General features: G+C 62.5%; 14 protein-coding genes. 3 read left to right on the top strand and 11 right to left on the bottom strand.

The window, feature by feature from the left end:
• Nucleotides 1-2 precede the first annotated feature (2 nt).
• From ACMFWR_RS07235 to ACMFWR_RS07185, 11 genes are all read right to left on the bottom strand, one after another.
• Nucleotides 3-1406: an ABC transporter permease gene (locus ACMFWR_RS07235; RefSeq protein ID WP_413194325.1), complete on the bottom strand. Its 1404-nt coding sequence runs from the start codon at nucleotides 1404-1406 to the stop codon at nucleotides 3-5.
• Between the two features lie 12 nt (nucleotides 1407-1418).
• Entirely contained in the window at nucleotides 1419-2396 is a 978-nt protein-coding gene (locus ACMFWR_RS07230) for an ABC transporter permease (RefSeq protein ID WP_413194324.1), read from the bottom strand.
• Nucleotides 2393-4666, bottom strand: a complete 2274-nt coding sequence (locus tag ACMFWR_RS07225) for an ABC transporter substrate-binding protein (RefSeq protein ID WP_413194323.1) — start codon at nucleotides 4664-4666, stop codon at nucleotides 2393-2395. The genes ACMFWR_RS07230 and ACMFWR_RS07225 overlap by 4 nt, the downstream gene beginning before the upstream one ends.
• 181 nt (nucleotides 4667-4847) lie before the next feature.
• Nucleotides 4848-5546: a two-component system response regulator KdpE gene (gene kdpE, locus ACMFWR_RS07220; protein WP_413194322.1), complete on the bottom strand. Its 699-nt coding sequence runs from the start codon at nucleotides 5544-5546 to the stop codon at nucleotides 4848-4850.
• Entirely contained in the window at nucleotides 5543-8485 is a 2943-nt protein-coding gene (locus ACMFWR_RS07215) for a DUF4118 domain-containing protein (RefSeq protein WP_413194321.1), read from the bottom strand. The genes kdpE and ACMFWR_RS07215 overlap by 4 nt, the downstream gene beginning before the upstream one ends.
• Nucleotides 8486-8719: 234 nt before the next feature.
• Nucleotides 8720-9295, bottom strand: a complete 576-nt coding sequence (gene kdpC / locus ACMFWR_RS07210) for a potassium-transporting ATPase subunit KdpC (protein ID WP_413194320.1) — start codon at nucleotides 9293-9295, stop codon at nucleotides 8720-8722.
• Nucleotides 9296-9309: 14 nt separating this feature from the next.
• Nucleotides 9310-11367 carry a potassium-transporting ATPase subunit KdpB gene (gene kdpB / locus ACMFWR_RS07205; protein ID WP_413194807.1) on the bottom strand — a complete coding sequence of 686 codons (2058 nt, stop codon included), beginning with the start codon at nucleotides 11365-11367 and terminating at the stop codon, nucleotides 9310-9312.
• A gap of 134 nt (nucleotides 11368-11501) precedes the next feature.
• Nucleotides 11502-13307 carry a potassium-transporting ATPase subunit KdpA gene (kdpA, locus tag ACMFWR_RS07200; RefSeq protein ID WP_413194319.1) on the bottom strand — a complete coding sequence of 602 codons (1806 nt, stop codon included), beginning with the start codon at nucleotides 13305-13307 and terminating at the stop codon, nucleotides 11502-11504.
• Nucleotides 13304-13396 carry a potassium-transporting ATPase subunit F gene (locus tag ACMFWR_RS07195; protein WP_413194318.1) on the bottom strand — a complete coding sequence of 31 codons (93 nt, stop codon included), beginning with the start codon at nucleotides 13394-13396 and terminating at the stop codon, nucleotides 13304-13306. Before ACMFWR_RS07195 ends, kdpA begins: the two co-directional genes overlap by 4 nt.
• Nucleotides 13393-13500, bottom strand: coding sequence for a potassium ABC transporter ATPase (locus tag ACMFWR_RS07190; RefSeq protein WP_413194317.1), 108 nt, complete (start codon nucleotides 13498-13500; stop codon nucleotides 13393-13395). The genes ACMFWR_RS07195 and ACMFWR_RS07190 overlap by 4 nt, the downstream gene beginning before the upstream one ends.
• Before the next feature lie 294 nt (nucleotides 13501-13794).
• Nucleotides 13795-14445: a TetR family transcriptional regulator gene (locus tag ACMFWR_RS07185; protein WP_413194316.1), complete on the bottom strand. Its 651-nt coding sequence runs from the start codon at nucleotides 14443-14445 to the stop codon at nucleotides 13795-13797.
• Between the two features lie 104 nt (nucleotides 14446-14549).
• On the opposite strand from ACMFWR_RS07185, the gene rsxB reads away from it, so the two are divergent.
• From rsxB to ACMFWR_RS07170, 3 genes are all read left to right on the top strand, one after another.
• Nucleotides 14550-15551 carry an electron transport complex subunit RsxB gene (gene rsxB, locus ACMFWR_RS07180; RefSeq protein ID WP_413194315.1) on the top strand — a complete coding sequence of 334 codons (1002 nt, stop codon included), beginning with the start codon at nucleotides 14550-14552 and terminating at the stop codon, nucleotides 15549-15551.
• Nucleotides 15552-15612: 61 nt separating this feature from the next.
• Complete coding sequence (nth, locus tag ACMFWR_RS07175; protein WP_413194314.1) at nucleotides 15613-16254, top strand: endonuclease III; 642 nt, start codon at nucleotides 15613-15615, stop codon at nucleotides 16252-16254.
• Nucleotides 16255-16578: 324 nt separating this feature from the next.
• Entirely contained in the window at nucleotides 16579-17010 is a 432-nt protein-coding gene (locus tag ACMFWR_RS07170) for a DUF1841 family protein (RefSeq protein WP_413194806.1), read from the top strand.
• Nucleotides 17011-17017: the final 7 nt, after the last annotated feature.

Here is a 17017-nt window from a genome sequence, read left to right as displayed (position 1 = left end):
AATTAGCGGTGGATGGCTTTCGGGTCGAACGCATCGCGAATCGCATCAGCCAGGATATTGGCCGCGAGCACGAGCGCGAACATGAAAACGAACGCCGTCGACAGCGTCCACCAGATCGCCGGCTGACGCGAAAGCTCGAGCCGCGATGTATTGATCAGCGTGCCGAAGCTCTGCATCGCCGGATCGACGCCGACACCCACATACGACAACACCGCCTCAGCGAGCACCAGGCCCGAGAAATTGATGGCGATGCTGATCAGGATCAGGTGCATCACGTTGGGCACGAGGTGCACGCTCAGAATCCGCCATGTCCCCACGCCGAATGCGCGCGCCGCCTGAATGTATTCCGCCTCGCGTAGTTTGATCACTTCAGCGCGAATCAGGCGGCACAGGTCGGTCCAGCTCGTCAGGCCCAGAATCACGCACAGGAAGAACAAGCGCGCATCGGTACGCTGTGCCGCCGTCGGAAAGCGATCGGGATTCTTGTCGATAAAGACCATCAGAATCAGCACCGACGCCGCAATCAGCAGCACATACGGAATCGAGTTGATGACCGTGTAGACATACTGGATCACTTCATCGATCCAGCCGCGCAGATAACCGGCCGTAATGCCCAGGCCCACGGCGATCGGCATTGTGACGATCGTCGACATGGTGCCGATCACCAGCGCGGTACGAATGCTCTTGAGCACGACGTACAGCAGATCAGTCCCGACGCGATCCGTGCCGAACACGTGATATTCGAGCGCCAGCGCGGTGACGACGCTGCTGAGCACGAGCAGGGTCGAGGCCGTCCCCAGCACAGCGCGCCACGGCTGCGGCGTGGCACCTCGCACGATTCGGCAGGCACCGGCTTTCCACGAAACGTTCGCCGCGCGCGCGACACGTTGGGCCGCGAGAGCCCACAACACGAAGCTCAATGCCAGACCACAGACAACACCCTCAAATGTGCGGGTCAGCACGTCGCCCGCCCAGTGCGCTTCAGGGTCCTTCAGCGATTCCCCGCCGAATTTCAGGCGCGGATAGAGCCGCACCGTCTTGCCGTCGACGAGCGCCGCATCCTTCGAATACGCCTGATACGCGAGCGGCGCGGAGTAACTGCTCTCATGCCCATTGGCCTGACGCGACAGCACCGTATCGAGCACCGAGTACGTGACAGGCGAATACTGGGCAGCGGTCGATCCGGGTGCGCTCGGCAATTCAGGCCGGTAATGCAGCGAATCGAGCAGGCCGATCACGAGGAAAAAGCCCAGCAGCGTCGCAGCTGCTGCGCCTGACGGACGCATAAACGCCTTGCGCCACGTGGCGGCAAGGTGCGGCGTGCGCGCGACCTTGAATGCATAGCCGATCACGGCGGCCAGCACGATAAACATGACCGCATCGGTCCAGAGCACAACGATTTTCATATCAGGTCCCGCTCACTGCAGACGCACGCGCGGATCGCTCCACGCGTAGGCGAAATCGGTCAACAGATAGGTCGCGACATAGAGAAACGACCCCAGGAACACCATCGCTCGCACGATGTTGAAGTCCTGATAGTTGATGCCGTCGATCGTAAACATGCCGAGCCCGGGGATCGCGAAGAATGTCTCGATCAGGATCGATCCGGCAAACAGCGGCGGCAGCAGCAACCCGGCCGATGTGATGATCGGGATCAGCGAGTTGCGCAGCACGTGGCGCAGCATCACCGTCATCTCGGGCAGACCCTTGGCGCGCGCGGTGCGCACATGGTCCTTGCCGAGTTCTTCAAGGAAGATCGTGCGATACAGGCGCGAATTCGGCCCTAGCTGTGCGAGCACCGCGACGACCACGGGCAGCACCAGAAACTTGAACGTGCCCGGCGGCGGCGAATACCCCGACAGCGGCATCACGCGCATCTGCACGGCGAACACCCACTGCCCCGCAATGATGAAGAACAGCGATGAGATCGACATCAAGGCAACCAGCGCGACGACGGCGGTCGCATCGAGCGCGGTGTTCCGGAACATGACCATGCCGAGGCCGAGCACGATCGACAAGCCGATCGCGATGATAAAGACCGGCGCCGCCACACCGACGGTCGGTCCGATGCGGTTGCCCACCTCGTAGCGGATCTCGCGGCCGTCATTGGTCTTGCCGAAATCGAAGCGCGCGAGCCTTGCCGAGCTCTGGAAAAACACGGTGTCGGTCAGCTTATCGACGCCATCGGCCTGCGCATTGAAATACAGCGGCTTGTCGTAGCCGCGTGCAGCCTTCCATTGCGCAACCGCATCGGCAGTCACGCGACGATCGCCAAGCTGCATGCGCGCCATGTCGTCGGGCGTGTTGACCGAGAAGAACAGAAAGAACGTCACGAAGTTGACGCCAAGCAACACGAACAGCGAATACGCCGTGCGTCGAATCAGGTAGTTGATCACGCGGACTCCCCTTGCTTGCGTGAAGGCGCGCGCGAGATCACTTCGCCGCGTGCATTGGTCAGCTGGCGGCGCTGATAAAAGCGCCATGCGGGCCAGAACACCGCGAACACGCCGAGCGCGATCAGGATCACCGGCCAGAGCTTCGGTCGATTCCACTGCGCAAGCATCTCAGCCCGCTTCGCGCCATCGACACGCATGTACTTGACGCTGTCGAGCACGACGCTCGACGGCCGCACATTGCTGACCCATGCCTGCGTCGCCCGCGTGCTGCCCGGGAACTCGCCGAATTCCCACGGCGCGTCCTGCTGAATGATCCCGACCATCTGGTCGATGACCTGCTGACGCTCGGGACCGTCGGGCAGATCTTTCATGCGCTTGTAGAGCGCGTCGTACTGCGGGTTCGAATAGTTCGCCTGGTTGTCGCCGTCGTACTTGACCACGCCCTGATCGGTCGTGAGCAAGAACAGAAAATCTTCCGGATCCGGGTAGTCGGCATTCCATCCCCAGAAGAACAGCTGCTCGCCACCTTGACGAATGCGGTCCTGGAACCGGTTGTAATCGGTCGGGTGTGCCTCGAGCTGAATCCCCAGGCGTGCGGCCTGTTTGATCTGCCAGCTCAGTCGACCTTGATACGTCGGGCCGATTTCGCGCGAATCGTAGGTCAGCACGAGCGGCCGGCCTGTCTTCGCGTCGCGCCCGTCGGGGTAGCCGGCTTCGGCAAGCAGCTTCTTCGCTTCTTCGAGCGGCCGGCGCACGGCCTGTCCGTCCTTCCAGACATGTGTGACCGGGTCGATGCCTTCCTTGCCGTCGCGGTATCCGAAGAGCGCAGGCGGAATCGGCCCCATCGCGACCGTCGCGGGTCCGTAGAAATCGAAGAACACCGCGGCGTACTCTTCCCAGTTCGTCGCGATCGAGATGGCCTGGCGCAGCTTGCGGTTGCGCACTTCCTGCTCGGGCGTATTGCCCTTGCCGATCACTGGATCGAGCCAATTGAAGCCGATGTACCAATTGATCGGATCATGTGCATTCGTCATGCGGATGCCGTGATCTCGAATCAATTGCGCGCGACCCGTGTTGTCCATCTGCTCCTTGAGCAGATCGAACGAATCGTCGAGGCGATCGAGTTCCGGCAAGTCGTAGTAGCCCTGCATGAACTTCTGCGTGCGCGGCTCCGCTTCTTTCTCGATCGACCAGACGATCTTGTCGATAAACGGCATCGGCTTGCCCGCGTCGTCGAGCAGTCCCGCTTCCTTGTCACCCGGCATGCCCTCGCTCGGATAGCGCTCGCCCCAATAGTTCGGGTTGCGCGCCTCGACGAAGTGATTCGGATTCTGCTCCGTCATCATGTAAGGCCCGGTACCGATCGGCCAGGTGTTCAACGACAGCGTCTGCTCCGCCATGCCCTTCTGCGCGTAGAAGCGATCCGCTTCCCACGGGATGGGGACGAAGAAGGTCTGCGCAAGCCAGTGCTTGAATTGCGGATACCGGCCTTTGATCCGGATCTCGAGCGTGTACTTGTCGATCGCCCTCGCGCCCTCGAGCGGGTCGTTACGCAGGTCGTGCCACGGCAAATACGTGGTCCCCGGCGGCAAGGCCTTGAGCTCACGGTCATGCTCGGCGCGCAGCGTATCGCTGAGCTCTCTGAGCCCGACGATATACGAGGCCATCAACGAATAAATTGGCGAAGGCGTCGCGACATAGGGACTCGCGAGTCGCTTGATCTCATAGACGTAATCGTCCGCGGTCATCTCGCGCGTGGTCGTCGCCGCCTTGTCGAGCGGAAACTCCCAGATCGAATGCTTGCCGCGAATCTCGTCCGGCGTCAGTGACAGATACAGGTCGTGGCCCGACGCATCCTTCGCCAACGCGGGATGGGGCTGATACCGCACGCCGTGACGCAGATGGATCGTGTAAGTGCTGAACGCGACGTCCGAGTCCGGCGCGCCGTCCGGCAACGGCTTGCCTGCCTTGTCGATCAGGACGACGGTGGGCAGCGCTTCCGTCGTGAGGCCCTCGAGCTCGAACGGCCGCTTGAGGTAGTTGTAATGCAGCAGCGGCTCGTAGGTCTGGTGCATGTACGGCGTCTCATTGAGACTGTACGAGCTCACCGGGTCGAGAAACTTCGGGTAAAGCTGGAAGGACACGAACATCGCATTGCTCGCGATGTCCTTCGCCGAGTAAGGCGCATTGACCTGATTGCACGCTGCTAGGCTTGTGGCCAGCGCGATCCCGGCGGCCAGCCCGAGCCCCCGGTTAATAATTGTTGGCATTTCGCACCGCGTATCTGCTTCGAATGTAATTTAGCGGTCGCATTGTCCACCGCCTAATTCTCGAACGCAAATAGCGTTGCCACTCATATCGCATTCATGCCGCGCTTATACCGCATTCATTTTCCGTTCATTTCGCACGTTTAAACATGGATGCAAAGTACATGAACGTGATGGTGCCCGATCACGCCGCGCCAACTAAGCGATAGCCGACGCCGGTTTCCGTGATGATGTGTTCAGGCTGGGCCGGGTCGCGCTCAAGCTTCTGGCGCAGATGGGCCATATAGATGCGCAGATAATGCGAGCTTTCCACGTGTGACGGGCCCCACACATCGCGCAACAACTGACGATGGGTGAGCACCCGACCCGAGTGGCGGATCATCGTCGCGAGCAGTCGATATTCAAGCGGCGTCAAATGTACAAGCTCGCCGTCGCGGCGCACATGGCGCATCGGCAGATCCACTTCAATCGTGCCAAATCGTATGACCGGCGCCTCGCTGCCGCTTGCGCGATCACGCCGGCGCAGATGCGCACGGATTCGCGCGAGCAACTCCGAGACGCCAAAAGGTTTGGTCAGGTAGTCGTCGGCGCCTGCATCGAGCGCCTCGACCTTTTCATTCTCCTGGCTGCGTGCCGACAGCACGATCACCGGAATTTCCGCGAAACCGCGCAGATCGCGAATCACATCGAGACCGTCGATGTCGGGCAAGCCCAGATCGACGATCACGAGATCGGGGCGTCGCGTGGCGGCTTCGACCAGTCCCTGTTTGCCGGTTTCGGCCTCGTGGACCACCATGTCCTCCGCTTCGAGCGTGGTACGCACGAAACGGCGGATCTGCTTGTCGTCCTCGATCAGGACGATATTGACGACGGGATCACTCATGCTGCAGGTCCTTGATGGGGCGCAAGCCCCGATTCATCTTCATCGTGTTCACCCGGCACATCACGGGGTGTGGCGCCAGGATCATACGCGCGCGGCTCGGAATTCAATTCGGGATTCAGTTCGGGAGTCAGCCCCGGATTCATCGACAGCGCAGGTTCGGTCTCAGCGTCTTCGCCCTCGAGCGCAGGCAATGGAGGCGGCTCACCGATCGGCAGCGTGAACCAGAAGCGCGCGCCCGCGATCGAGCCATCGACCGGTAAGCCGTTCGTAGCGAGTCGCGTGCGATTGGCGGCCCCGATCGTGCCACCGTGCGCTTCGACGATCGCGCGGCAAATCGCGAGTCCGAGCCCGATGCCGGGCTTGGACGATTCCTTCTCGCCGCGCATGAATTTGTCGAAGATGCGCGACTCGGTGCCCGGCGACAGCCCCGGGCCGTCATCGTCGACGCACACGCGCAGCATCGGCTTGCCGCCTTCTTCGATCACGGCTGCACTGACCGTCACCGGCGTACCGTTCGGCGTGTATTTCGCGGCGTTTTCAAACAGATTCGCGAATACGCGTTCAACGAGCACGGGATCGATTTGCACGAGCGGCAGATCGGGCGCGATGCGAGCGGTCACGGGGTGCGTGGCCAGCGTATGGCGGCCGGCACGCAATGCGGCGCCGACGACCTCTTCGATCATCGTCCAGTCACGGTTGAGCCGTACATGGCCCGACTGCAAGCGCGCCATATCGAGCAGGTTGGTCACGAGCCCGGCCATGCGCTGCGCTTCGTCATGAATCGCATCGAGCAGCGGCGCCTGCGACGGATCGAGCCGGTCACGCGATTGCGCGAGCATCGACGCAAAACCCACGAGCGAAGTCAGCGGCGTGCGCAGATCGTGCGATATGGCGGACAACAGCGAATTGCGTAACCGTTCCGATTCCATATCGACGACCGCATCGCGTGCGATATCGACGTAATGCACGCGCTCGAGCGCCAGCGCGATCTGCGCGGCGCACGCTTCGAGCATGCGTTGCTGCTCGGGCACGAACAGCGCGCCGAAGTCCTCGCTCTGGATCGCGAGCACGCCCCGCGTGCGCATCGGCGCCTTGAGCGGCAAATACAGCGATCGTGAAGCCGGCAAGGTATCCGTGCCGCGCCCTGCTCGCTTTTGCTGGTCATAGACCCACTGCGCGACATCGAAATCAATCGCGTCATGCGTGAGCATCGACGTGCCGATCGGATTGTCGACGGGCTGCCGGACCTTCTCTTCGGAGTCAGGCAGCAATACGGCCACGCGTGCGCGGAACAGCTCGGACACGTGACGTGCGCCGACCTCGACGATCTGTTCCGTGGTCAACGCGGCGGCCAGTTCGCGCGCGATCTCGTACATCGCGCTGCTGCGCCGCTCGCGCAACGACGCCACACGCACCTGACGCCGCAGGCTCGAGGTCAGATGGCTGATCACGAGCGAGGTGATCAGCATGCCCGCAAAGGTCAGCAGATACTGCGTATCCGACACGGAGAACGACATCTTCGGCGGCACGAAGAAGAAATCGAATGCCGCCACACTCAGAAACGACAGCAGGATGCCGGGGCCGCGGCCCAGCCGGAACGCAACGAATACGACACCCAGCAGATACAGGACTTCGAGATTGGTCAGGTCGAGACGGTGCTCGAGCCACTTGGCAAGCACGGTCACCACGCCGCCGGTCACGACCGCGCCGAGATAACCGACCGACTTCGAACGATCATCGCGGCCGCCAATGAACCGGCGCCAGCTTGCGCCACGCGCCGCGGCAATTTCCTCGCGCTGAGGCTGCGCTTCGACACCGATGCGCGTGACATCGAGATCGCCCGAGAGCTTCGCAATGCGCTCGCCGACGGGTAGTTGAAACCAGCGCCACCAGCGCTCGATCTGCGTACCGCCGACGACGATCTTCGACACGTTGCGCAAGTGCGCATAGTCGACGAGCGACACCGCTGCATCGTCGCCGTCGAGCGTCGCGGTTTCCGCGCCGAGCTCCTGCGCGAGCTTGAGCGCGCGCAACGTGCGTTCGCGCAGCGTCTCGGGTAAGCGCTGAAGCTTGGGCGTCTCGACGTACGCGGCAATCCAGTCGGCTCGCAAGCTCGATGCGAGACGTGCCGCCGAACGCACCAGCGCGCTTGCCTCGGGGCCCGGGCCGACACAGACGAGCAGCCGCTCCCGTGTTTGCCAGACGCGATCGATCGAACGGTCCGCACGATATTCGCGCATCTGCGCATCGACGCGATCCGCCGTGCGGCGCAATGCGAGTTCACGCAGCGCGATCAGATTGCCCTTGCGGAAGAAATTGCGTACGGCGCGCTCGGCTTGCTGCGCCATATAGACCTTGCCCTCACGCATGCGTTCGAGCAGGTCATCGGCAGGCAAATCGACGAGTGTGACGTCGTCGGCCAGGTCGAAGACGCGATCGGGTACGGTCTCCCAGACACGGATGCCGGTAATCTGCCCGACGATATCGTTGAGGCTTTCGAGGTGCTGGACATTGACGGTCGTAAACACGTCGATGCCGGCGTCGAGCAGTTCGTGAACGTCTTGCCAGCGTTTCGTGTGACGGGCGCCCGCGACGTTCGAGTGCGCGAGCTCGTCGACGAGAAGCAGTTGCGGTTTGCGCGCGAGCGCGCCATCGAGGTCGAACTCGCGCAGCGCGCGGCCACGATAGTCGATCGACTGCATCGGCAGCATATCGAGGCCTTCGAGCAGCGCTTCGGTCTCGGCCCGGCCGTGCGTCTCGACGATGCCGACGACGACATCCATGCCGTCGTCGTGCAGGCGACGCGCAGTCTGCAGCATCGCGAACGTCTTGCCGACGCCCGCGGACGCGCCAAAAAAGATCTTCAGGTGCCCGCGTTGCGCTTTGGCTTCGTCGCGCTGGAGCTTGTCGAGCAGAGAGTCAGGATCGGGGCGATTCATTGATACCAGGACATGAGCCTTGTCTGCACGAGGGTGTGCTCTACACAGTACAGCGTGGCTTGCATCGGCTTGCGTTGGCTTGCCGTGGCTTGCCTGGCCTGCACTCTGTGGAGCACTCTGGCGTGCACTATATACCGGCCATCCACTGCCCGGCGCAGCGAGAACGCGGCGCCGGGCAGTGGCGTGGTGGTACAGCACCTAGTGCAGCGCTTACTACTGCACTTACCGCTGCACTTAGTGATGCAACGCGTCGAGCGCGAGGTTCAGCTGCAGCACGTTGACGTGCGGCTCGCCGAGGATGCCGAACTGCCGGCCCTCGGTGAACTCGGCAACCAGGTTCTGCACCACTTCGGGTGCGAGCTTGCGCGCCTTCGCGACGCGGTCGACCTGATAGGCCGCCGCCGCGGGCGAAATCGCCGGATCAAGACCGCTACCCGACGACGTCACGAGATCGACCGGCACGGGTGCCTTGTTGTCCGGATCGGCGTCCTTGAGCGCTTGCAGGCGTCCCTTGATCTCGTCGAGCAAGGCCGGATTCGTCGGACCGAGGTTCGACGCGCTGCTGGCCGTCGGGTTGTACGGCATCGGCGATGTAGCCGACAGGCGGCCCCAGAAATACTGGGGTGCATCGAACTGCTGGCCGATCAGCTCCGAGCCGACGACCTTACCGTCCTGCTCGATCAGGCTGCCGTTCGCCTGGTGCGGGAACAGGGCTTGCGAGACCCCCGTGACGACGAGCGGGTAGGCGACGCCCGTGACGACCGTCAGGCCGACGAACATCACAATCAGCGGGCGGATGATGGATTTCATGATGACTTCTCCGTTCAGACCCAGCCGGCCGCAGCCAGCACCATGTCGATAAGCTTGATCCCGATGAACGGCACGATGATGCCGCCCAGGCCGTAGATCAGCAGGTTGCGGCGCAGCAGCGTCGCGGCGCCCAGCGGCCGGTAGCGCACACCCTTCAGCGCGAGCGGGATCAGTGCAATGATCACGAGCGCGTTGAAGATCACCGCGGACATGATGGCCGACGACGGCGTGGCCAGATGCATGACGTCCAGTGCGCGCAGTTGCGGATACGTCGTCGCAAAGGCGGCCGGGATGATCGCGAAGTACTTCGCGACGTCGTTGGCGATCGAGAATGTCGTCAGCGAACCGCGCGTCATCAGCATCTGCTTGCCGATCTCGACGATCTCGATGAGCTTGGTCGGGTTCGAGTCGAGGTCGACCATGTTGCCGGCTTCCTTCGCCGCTTGCGTACCCGTGTTCATCGCGACCGCGACGTCGGCCTGTGCCAGCGCCGGTGCGTCGTTCGTGCCGTCACCGGTCATCGCGACAAGCATGCCGCGCGACTGGTATTCGCGAATCGTCGCGAGCTTCGTTTCCGGCGTGGCTTCGGCGAGGAAGTCGTCGACGCCTGCCTCGGCGGCGATCGCGGCGGCGGTCAGGCGGTTGTCGCCCGTGACCATGACCGTCTTGATGCCCATCGTGCGCAGTTCGCCGAACCGTTCCTTGATGCCGCCCTTGACGATGTCCTTGAGCTCAATCACGCCAAGCACGCGGGCACTGCCGTGGGCCATTTCGGACACGACGAGCGGCGTGCTGCCGCGACGTGCGACGTCATCGACCTGTGACTGCACGCTCGACGGGAACTGACCGCCATGCGCTTCGACCGACTTGCGGATTGCATCGGCGGCGCCCTTGCGGATCTGACGTTCCTTGAGGTCGACACCACTCATCCGCGTCTGCGCCGTGAACGGCACAAACGTCGCAGCGAGGGCCTGCATATCGCGTTCGCGCAGATTGAAACGGTTCTTCGCGAGCACGACAATGCTGCGGCCTTCCGGCGTTTCGTCGGCGAGCGACGCCAGTTGCGCCGCGTCGGCCAGATCCTGCTCCGTCACGCCCGATGCCGGAATGAACATCGAGGCCTGGCGATTGCCGAGGGTGATCGTGCCTGTTTTGTCGAGCAACAGCACATCGACGTCACCGGCCGCTTCAACAGCGCGGCCCGACGTGGCCATCACATTGGCCTGCATCATGCGGCTCATGCCTGCGACACCGATCGCCGACAACAGTGCACCGATCGTCGTCGGAATCAGGCAGACGAGCAGTGCCACGAGCGCGGTGATCGTCACGACATGACCTTGCTTGACCGCATCGACGCTGAACATCGAGAACGGCAGCAGCGTCGCCGTAGCGAGCAGCAGCACGACCGTCAGCGCAACCAGCAGAATCGTCAGCGCGATTTCGTTCGGCGTGCGACGGCGCTTGGCGCCTTCGACCATCGCGATCATTCGATCGAGGAACGCTTCGCCCGGGTTGACGGTCACGCGTGCGACGATCCAGTCCGACAGCACGCGCGTACCGCCCGTCACCGCCGTAAAGTCACCGCCCGATTCGCGGATCACGGGGGCCGATTCGCCGGTGATCGCCGACTCGTCGACCGAGGCCACGCCTTCGATCACTTCACCGTCGGCGGGGATCGTGTCGCCCGCTTCGATCAGCACGACGTCGCCCTTGCGCAGGTCCGACGCCGTCGTGATGCGAATCGACGCGTTGCGGCTCGGCTTTTCGAGCTTCTTCGCCATGACGTCGCGCTTCGCGCTGCGCAGCGCAGCCGCCTGGGCCTTCGAGCGGCCTTCAGCGAGCGCTTCGGCGAAGTTCGCGAACAGCACCGTGAACCACAGCCACAGCGTAATGGCGAGGATAAAGCCCGAGGGGGCTTCAGCCTGGCCCATCAACGCAGCGACCCACAGCACCGTCGTCAGAATCGAGCCGACGTACACGCAGAACATCACCGGGTTACGGAACTGTGTGCGCGGCGAGAGCTTTTTGAACGAGTCGATGATGGCCGGCTTGATCAAAGCCGGGTCGAACATCGAGCGCGTACCCGAGTGCAGCTTCGGGTCTTTCTTGTGTTCGGGATTGGGCGTCGGAGCCGGGGTCACCGGCTGGGCGCGATCCGAACGAATACGTGAATTGGGAGCCATATCGATCCTTTATTGAATGGCAATCAATGGCCAGCGATCATCTGCAGGTGTTCGGCGACAGGGCCGAGTGCAAGCGCGGGCACATAAGTCAGCGCACCGACGAGCACCACCGTACCGAGCAGCAGCACCACAAACAGCATGCCGTGCGTGGGCATCGTGCCGGCGCCGGGGGCGATCCGCTTCTTCGCAGCAAGCGCACCCGCAACTGCAAGCATCGGAACGAGCGGGCCAAAGCGGCCGAACCACATCGCGATTCCGGTCATCCAGTTGTAGAACGGCGTGGCGACAGTCAGACCAGCAAACGCGCTACCGTTGTTGTTCGCGGCGGAGCTAAACGCGTAGAGGATTTCCGAGAACCCGTGCGTACCGGGGTTCGCAATCCCCGCGACACCGGCGGGCAACAACACGGCGATCGAGGTACCGACGAGCACGAGCAGCGGCGTGAGCAGCACGACGATGGCGACCATCTTCATCTCGTACGACTCGATCTTCTTGCCGACGTACTCAGGCGTGCGGCCGATCATGAGACCCGCGACGAACACGGCGAGCAGCGCGAACGCAAGCATCGTGTAGAGACCCGAGCCTACCCCGCCGAAAATCACTTCACCGAGTTGCATCAGCAGCATCGGCGTCAGACCGCCAAGCGGTGTCAGCGAATCGTGCGCGTTGTTGACTGCGCCGCACGAGGCCGACGTCGTGGCGACCGTGAAGATGCCCGACGACGCGATACCGAAGCGCGTTTCCTTGCCTTCCATATTGCCGCCCGACTGCAGCGCGCTGGCTTGCGTATCGACACCGAGCGACGAGACGAGCGGATTGCCGACCTGCTCCGACGAAATCTCGGACACGCAGGCCACCGCAAACGCAATCGTCATCGCAGCCAGCACCGCATAGCCCTGGCGACGATCGCCGACCATCTTGCCGAACATCACGCACAGCGCCGCCGGAATCACGAGCATCGCGATGATCTGGATGAAGTTCGAGAACGGCGTCGGGTTTTCGTACGGGTGAGCCGAGTTCGTGTTGAAGAAGCCGCCGCCGTTCGTGCCGAGCATCTTGATCGCTTCTTGCGAAGCCACCGGGCCCATCGCGAGCGTCTGCGTCTTGGCCGTCAGCGTGTCGGTCACGGGGTTGCCCTTCGCATCCTTGACCGGGTTGCCTTGTGCATCGACCTTCGGCTGCGTGTATTGCGTGACCTGCAGCGTGGGCACGTCCTTGTACGCCGAGAAGTTTTGAATCGCACCTTGCCCGACGAACACGAGCGACACGACGATCGAGATCGGCAGCAGCACGTACATCGTCGTACGCGTGAGGTCGACCCAGAAGTTGCCGATCGTTTGTGCCGAGTGACGTGCAAAGCCGCGAATCAACGCAGTGACGACGGCGATACCTGTAGCCGCCGAAAGGAAGTTCTGCACGGTGAAGCAGAGCATCTGCATCAGATAGCTCGCGCCCGACTCACCCGCGTAGTCCTGCCAGTTCGTGTTGGTCACGAAGCTCACGGCCGTGTTGAAGGCCGCATCCGGCGTCATGGCAGCGATACCTGCCGGGTTCAGCGGCAAGCCGGCTTGCAGACGCAGCAACACGTAGATCGCAATCGTGCCGAGCACGTTGAACGCCAGCATCGCAACGGCGTACGTCTTCCATCCCATTTCCTTCGAGGGATCGATGCCGCCCAGCTTGTAAAATCCGCGCTCGGCCCAGCCGAACCAGCGCAGCACGCGCGACGAACCGTCGAGCACGTTCGTCATATAGCGGCCGAGCGGAATCGCAAGCGCGATCAGCACGATCGTATAGACGACGAATTGGAGCCAGTCATTGGAGGTCATTCGAGTTCCTCCGCGTTGAACAGTGCATACGCGAGATACACAAGCAGAAACACCGTCGAGCCGGTGGCCAACCACAGCATCCAGTTCATGGCCGGCCTCCCACTGCGCGACGGCGCAGCACCTCGCAGCCCTTGATCAGGCCGACAGTCAATGCGGTGAACACGATGAGTCCACCGACATACAGCACGTCCATTTTTGGTCTCCGTAGAACGCAGTGACGAGGACTGGATCGTCTCGCTTTGCCGATAAAGACCGGGGTAAAGTTGCTGTGGTGCACATAAAGACTGTGTAAACGCGGTATCAACGACGTTTACACGGCGGCGGGCGTGGCGAGCGGAGATCGGCCACTGGCAAGGCTTTCGGCCAGATGGCCCGACGTGAGTCCGGCGAATGCGGACAGGCGGAATGAAAAAAGATGCAAAAAGCCCACTACCGCCGGAGATCCGGCCGTAGTGGGCTTTTTCGTTTGCTGGGACGCGCTGGCGCGCTACGCGCCGCTGCCGTTGATGCCGACGCGCAGATACGACAACACCATATCCGTCGACATGCGCACGATCTCCGCACGTTCCTGGGCTTCGGTGAAATCACGGCCGAGAATCGCGGCAAGCGTATAGCGATTCGACAACACGTAATAACCGAGTGCCGACAAGGTCACATAGAACCGGACCGCATCGACATCCTTGCGGAATACACCGGCTTCTGCGCCGCGCTGAAGAATATTCGCCGTCATCGAGGTAATCGGCGACATCATCTCGTTGATGCGGGATGAGTTCTTGATATACCGCGCTTCGTGAAGATTCTCGTTATTGAGCAGGCGGAGCAATTCCTGATGCTCGAAATAGTAATTCCAGATGAAATGAGCGAGCTGCGTAATCGCCTCGACGGGTTCGAGCCCGGCAAGATCGAGCTGCCGCTCGGCGTCGGCCAGGCACGCAAATGCCTGCTCGAGCACCGCAGTAAACAGCTGCTCCTTGCTGCCGAAATAGTAATAGAGCATGCGCTCATTAGTGAGCGCACGACGCGCGATCTGATCGACTCGCGCACCGGATAATCCGCCATTGGCGAATTCTTCGGCTGCCGCAGTGAGTATGCGACGCCGGGTCCCCTCTGGATCTCTTTTGATTTTTGACTCGTTCATGGTGGCATCCGCAACCAAGGGAGAGGCACCCGATTATGGCATAAGGATCTGAAAACCAAGCAGAATCGGCGATAATCTGGGGTCCGTGTTTTCACTCATATCCAGTGTCCCCCGTCACCGCCTCACCGCCGTCGCTTGCCGACCGGATCGAAGACCTGCTGCCGCAGACTCAATGCACGAAATGCGGCTATCCGGCCTGCCGTCCGTATGCCGAAGCCATTGCCGACGGCACCGCTTCGTATGATCAGTGCCCGCCCGGCGGCGCCGAGGGTATTGCGCGCCTTGCCGCGCTGCTCGGCAAGCCCGTGATTCCCCTCAATATCGAACACGGCGTCGAACGGCCGCGTCCGGTCGCGCGGATCGACGAGAGCCTCTGCATCGGTTGCACGCTATGCATACAGGCCTGTCCAGTCGACGCGATCATCGGTGCAGCCAAACGCATGCACACCGTCGTCGAGTCGCTCTGCACGGGCTGCGATCTGTGCGTGGCGCCGTGCCCGGTCGATTGCATCGAGATGGTCCCGGTCACGGGCGATGCCACGGGTTGGGACGCGTGGTCGCAAGATCAGGCGGATGCTGCTCGCGCGCATCACGACCGGCATATGGAACGCGAGCGCCAGGCGCGGCAAGCGGCCGAACAGCGCATCGCCGAACGGCAGGCAGCTCACAAGGCGCATCTCGCTACGAGGCCGGCGGATCCGGGCGAGCGCCTTGGCGGCGACGCCACGGTGACGCCTGAAAGCGCATCGGCGATCGATGCACCCACAACGTCCGCGCCGGCGCCTCAGGGTGACGTACGCTCGCTTCGGGCCGCAGGTACCGCAGGCGCTGCGAGTGTCTCTGATTCGTCCGGCACTTCCGGTACGTCGGATACGTCGGGTACGTCCGGCGCTTCCGGTGAGCCGGGCGCCCCGTTGTCGCCCGAAGAGCGCAAGCGCGCGATCATCGCGGCTGCGATGGAGCGCGCCCGGCAGAAGAAAAACGAACTGGCCGAGCGCGGTTTCGGTCCGCGCAACACCGAACACGTGAGCGCCGACGTGCAGAAGCAGATTGACGAAGCCGACGCGCGCAGAAAGCGCCTGGGCATCGACGACGATTCAAAGTAAGCGCAACCGGTACGCAGATCTCGCGCGGACTTCGCGATGTGCACCCACCCGACCCCAGCCCATGAACGCCACTAAACGCCGTGCGATCTTCGAAACGCTGCAACGCCTGGACCCGGAGCCCAAGAGCGAGCTCGAATACACGACGCCGTTCGAATTGCTGATCGCCGTGATGCTGTCGGCTCAGGCGACCGATGTGTCGGTCAACAAAGCCACACGCAAGCTGTATCCGGTCGCCAACACGCCGCAGACCCTGTTCGATCTTGGCGAAGAGGCGCTCAGCGAGTTCATCCGCACGATCGGGCTCTACCGGACGAAGGCCAAGAACGTGATCAAGACGTGCCGCATCCTGCTCGATCAGTATGAAGGCGAGGTGCCGCAGGACCGCGAAGCGCTCGAGTCACTGCCGGGTGTCGGACGCAAGACGGCAAACGTCGTGCTCAACGTCGCGTTTGGCGAAGCGACGATCGCCGTCGACACCCATATCTTCCGGGTCGCGAACCGCACGGGCCTCGCACCGGGCAAGGATGTGCGCGCGGTTGAGGCGGCGCTCGAGAAATTCACGCCGCCCGAGTTCCGGTTACACGCCCACCACTGGCTGATCCTGCACGGCCGATATGTATGCAAGGCGCGCACACCCCTGTGCACCCAATGCGCGATCGAGCCGGTGTGCGAATTCAAGCAGAAGACGCACGCCGTCCGGTAAAGACAGCGGACTCATGATCCATAACCGTCATTGGGGTCATTGGGGTCATTGGGGTCATTGGGGTCATTGGGGTCATTGGGGTCATTGGGGTCATTGGGGTCGTTGGGGTCGCTGGGGTCATTGGGGTTGTTTGGGGATTGAGGTCGCTCGATCTGCTCTCGCCGTCAATGCCCCGCGGCGGCCTCCATTCGGGAACACCGGTGCCGATTGGGGTCAACGTCGCGTTTTTTCACGCGGGCGTAGAATGCGGGTCCTGATGGCTGCAGAGGCCGCGCGGCGTTCGTGCGGCTCGTTGTCCGGCCACGCCCCGCAAGACCGATCATGATGTTCAATCCGACCCGCGACGAAGTTCGCCAGTTTTTCACCGACGCCTGGCGCAAGCAGCAAGCCGGCCAGATCCTGACCCCGCTCGAAACGATGGCGGCCGACTGGGTTGCCGAGCACCCCGAGTATCACGATGTGATGCAGGCCTCGGAGTCGAGCGTCAAGGACTACACGCCCGAAGGCGGCCAGACAAACCCCTTTCTGCACCTGTCGATGCATCTGGCGATCAGCGAGCAGATCTCGATCGACCAGCCGCCGGGCATCCGCGCCGCGCACGACCGGCTTGCCGCGAAACTCGGCTCGTCGCACGAAGCCCAGCACGAAATCATGGAATGCCTCGGCGAAACCCTATGGGAAGCCCAGCGCACGGGCACGCCGCCCGATCATGACGCGTATCTCGACCGCATCAAACGGCGTGGCTCGCAACACTGACGCGCGC

Origin of the sequence: Pararobbsia alpina (assembly GCF_965118125.1) — a bacterium.
GTDB classification, from domain to species: Bacteria; Pseudomonadota; Gammaproteobacteria; order Burkholderiales; family Burkholderiaceae; genus Pararobbsia; species Pararobbsia alpina_A.
The sequence above is the reverse complement of the archived record's forward strand: the minus strand, read 5'-3'. Positions and strand labels throughout refer to the sequence as shown.